Origin of the sequence: Wolbachia endosymbiont of Drosophila bicornuta (assembly GCF_028982105.1) — a bacterium.
Taxonomy (GTDB): Bacteria; Pseudomonadota; Alphaproteobacteria; order Rickettsiales; family Anaplasmataceae; genus Wolbachia; species Wolbachia pipientis.
On record NZ_JAPQLF010000127.1, the window covers coordinates 4,521 to 8,382 of the forward strand.

A 3,862-nucleotide genomic window follows, 5' to 3' on the forward strand; every position below is an offset into this window, starting at 1 on the left:
ATCTAATGCTCCTAAAGCTTTTAAAGAGTTATATGATCTTTGGTTTGATAAGCAAGGAAACAAAACACAACTTTTAAAAATTCTAGAAGAAAAAAAAATAAACCTAGCTAATATGTCTAGTATTTTAGGTGGAGCAGGATCTAATGCTCCTAAAGCTTTTAAAGAGTTATATGATCTTTGGTTTGATAAGCAAGGAAACAAAACACAATATTTAAAAACTCTAGAAAAAGAGGGGATAAATCTGTCTAGTATGTCCAGTATTTTACATGGAGCAGGATCTAATGCTCCTAAAGCTTTTAAAGAGTTATATGATCTTTGGTTTGATAAGCAAGGAAACAAAACACAATATTTAAAAATTTTAGAAAAAGAAGAAATAAATTTAACTAATATGTCTAGTGTTTTAGGTGGAGCAGGATTTAATGCTCCTAAAGCTTTTAAAGAGTTATATAATCTTTGGTTTGATAAGCAAGGAAATAGAACACAATATTTGAAAACTCTAGAAAAAAAGGGGATGAATCTAGCTAATATGTCCAGTATTTTGCATGGAGCAGGATCTAATGCTCCTAAAACTTTTAAAGAGTTATATGATCTTTATTTTGATAAGCAAGAAAATGAAACACAATATTTAAAAACTCTAAAAGACAATGGAGTAGGTCTAGCTCAAATGTCCAGTATTTTGAATGGAGCAGGATCTAATGCTCCTAAAGCTTTTAAAGAACTATATAATACTTTTTTTGATGAACAAGGAAATAAAGAACAGCATTTAAAGCATTTTATTAAGGAAAAAGATGGGGAAAAAAGTTTTATGATGCCTAGTTTATCTGGCATTTTAGGTGGAGCAGGAGCTAAAGCTAAAGATGCTTTTGAAAATTTGCATAATGTTTGTTTTGATGACGAAGGAGAAAGAACAAGACTTTTAGATGATTTCTATAATGCAGGTTTCATGCCAAGTAACTTATCCTCTATATTATGTGGAACAGGAATACGTGCTTCCTCTATTTTAGAAAGATTGCATAGTGTTTGTTTTGATGACGAAGGAGAAAGAACAGAACTTTTAGATGATTTCTATAATGCAGGTTTTAGGCCAGGTGATTTATCCAGCATATTGAGTGCGGCAGCGGATAGTTTAGAAAAATTTCATGATTTTTGTTTTATAGGAGAAGCAAAAGGGTATTTGAGTCATTTCTTAAAAGAAGGTTTTATGCCGGAAAACTTATCCGAGATATTGCATGGAGCAGGAGCTAATATTTGTTCTGCTTTAAAAGATTTTCATGATATTTGTTTTGATGAGGCAGGAAACAGAACGCAGCCTTTAGATGATTTCTATCAGGCAAGTTTTAGACCGAGTGATTTATCCAGTATATTATCCATGGCAGGAAATAATGCCACTTATATTTTAAGAAATTTTCATAGATTATGTTTTAATAAAGAAAATTATTTAAATCACTTCTTAGCCGAGAAAAAACTTTTTACGCCAAAAAATTTATCTAAGGTGTTACATAGAGTAGGAGTTAGTATTTGTCCTGCCTTTGAAAAATTGCATGGTTTTTGTTTTGATAAAGCAGGAAGCAAAACAGATTATTTAAATAATCTTATCAAAAATAACCCACCGGATACGATACTTAATACACTATATAGAAAAGTAGAAAAAGTTAAAAAAGCTCCTTCTGCTTTCTTAGATGAGAAGAATATTAGTGGAGAAGATAAAATAACCAATCCAGGTCTTAACCCGAGTAGCGTATCTGGTAGAACGGAGCAAGAACAAAACTTGGGTAGTTTACAACAAGGTGATTCTAAAATTAAGAGAAAAACCCGGAAGGGTATCACTAACCAAAGTAAGAACGGACAAGATGATAAAATTTTAGACACAGTAGCAGGTAGCTCAAGAGATTTATCCCAGAGACGAGGAACAAGGAAAAAACAAATACAGTCAGTACACTACAGCAAGAGGCAACGAGAAGTGTTTTCACACTTATCAAAGTTTGCGTCATCTATTGAACCAGTGAAACAAGGGCTTTATTTATCTTCTTTTAAAGCACGTGGGGTTGAGATTGATGGTAGATGTGTAGAGATTACACTTGGCTTATCCCAAGCTTTATTTTTACAGAGTGACGGATCATTTTTAAGTAATTTAGAGAATTCAGCTAAAGTTTATGAGCGTATAGCTCAAGGTAAACAGCTATCTGAAAGGGAAAAAAAGGAGATTTTTGCTTTAAGTAAATTACTTGATGATTTTGATCAGCAATTAGATTCCTCTACAAATAGTCTACCTTCAAACTTAATACGTGCTAAGGGCTACAAAAAGCTTGGTGATTTATCAAATTATATAGCTAGAGTTAAAGGTGATTTTGCTATTCACTTAGTAACAAGTGATCACGTTGTTGCTATTTATAGAACTGGTAATAATTATGCTTATTTTGATTGTAATACGGCATTTGTTTCTGGATTAAAAAGCGTTGATCAGCTTATGAAAGTTGTAGAAAAAGCAACAGAATTTGCTAGCTATGAAGTAGGAGAAAAAGGCTTTCTTGTTGAACACTTCGATATTGAGCGAGCTAATAAGCTACTATCCGGTGAAGATAAACAAATTCTAGCAAAGGGATTTAAAACAGAGCATCAACTTCTAGCGGAGCAAGATAAGGAGCTTGGTCTTATTAAGGTTAATGGTCAAGAATTATCCAGAGTACAGTTATATGATTTTGGAACTAAAGTTAATGTAGAAGGCAGTGTACCGCTACTTATTAACGCTGATATGAATTTAAGTAGCAAAAAATTCCAGGATCTTATAGATAAAGAAGAAGTGAGTATAACAGCTAGAGAATATCTTGAGAATTTGAAAAATTGCAAGAATGTGGAAGAAGTGGTACAAGCAACTAAAACAATTCCTTTCATAGGCTCGGATCGTGAAGTCAAAGATGCAGAGCAAACGCGTAAGCCAAAACGATCTGTATTAGAATGGTTGGTTAAAGGAACAATTAATTGCATACTTGCTGCTGTTTCTCTTACTAGCGCTAGTTGGTCAAAGGGTCAGTTACCAGAAAAAGCAGGCAATGAACCTCAAACTTATTTAAGTGATTCAACAGTAGACAAGCAGCTACAAAGATCACTGTGATATTTCTTCCTTGAGTTGCGCAATTTCAGCTTGAGGGAGGCCAGTAGATTCAGCTATTAAGTCGACAGACATGCCAGCTTTAAGTAGGTTTTTAGCCACTGCCATTTTAGCTTTCATTTCACCTTTTTCTTCGTCGATTAGGATGCCTTTTTCAGTAGCATCATCAAGACGTTTTTCCCAAATAGCAGCTTCTTTCTGTACACTCAATACTCTTTCTTCGTATGCTGCAAGATCCTCTTCTTCCCAACTAAACTTGTCTAACTCATCATATGCTAGCTTTACTATTGGTGATTTTTCTGCTATATTCCTTAGGTCTTGTCGACATAAAAAAATAGTGATATAGAGTACTCTTTATTATAGCTCTTTTTACAATAATCCGAACAGATCATAATATGCTACTGCTCTACCATAGCCATAAGCACATATCTTATCCTATTCGGACTATTGCGAGAAGTGCTATAACTATTGCATTCCTGAGCATTTTGATTCATCATTCTCTTTGTGAAAAACATTCCAAACTTTCTCTCCACTTTTTCTGGGTAAGGTCAGTCAAACCTCCATTTTTTTTATATCAATTTATTACTTTTTTTTCGGTTTGACACACTTTTTTGAACCATAAGCGTCAAGTTAAGGAAATAAAGGTATGAAAGAGATAGAATAATAAGGTATAAGTTCTCCCAGATATATAGCTCTTTTTACAATAATCCGAACAGACCGTAATATGCTACTGGCCTGCTATAGCCATAAACA

The 3,862-nt window shown here is 33.6% G+C and carries 3 protein-coding genes; 2 read left to right on the plus strand and 1 reads right to left on the minus strand.

The genetic code is table 11. The features are described from left to right. Positions 1-3,112, plus strand: a 3,112-nt coding sequence (locus tag OZD68_RS05285) for a hypothetical protein (RefSeq protein WP_275009193.1), incomplete at its 5' end; no start/stop codon positions are given. Here OZD68_RS05285 and OZD68_RS05290 read toward each other — a convergent pair. Continuing rightward, positions 3,104-3,319 carry a hypothetical protein gene (locus tag OZD68_RS05290; protein ID WP_182309583.1) on the minus strand — a complete coding sequence of 72 codons (216 nt, stop codon included), beginning with the start codon at positions 3,317-3,319 and terminating at the stop codon, positions 3,104-3,106. The genes OZD68_RS05285 and OZD68_RS05290 overlap by 9 nt on opposite strands. Positions 3,320-3,504: 185 nt before the next feature. Between OZD68_RS05290 and OZD68_RS05295 the strand changes: the two genes are divergently transcribed. Continuing rightward, entirely contained in the window at positions 3,505-3,711 is a 207-nt protein-coding gene (locus OZD68_RS05295) for a hypothetical protein (protein WP_182309268.1), read from the plus strand. Positions 3,712-3,862: the final 151 nt, after the last annotated feature.

Bases quoted from the DNA above. Each gene is read 5' to 3' on its own strand.
- OZD68_RS05295 (WP_182309268.1), top strand. From the start codon at position 3,505: ATGCTACTGCTCTACCATAGCCATAAGCACATATCTTATCCTATTCGG.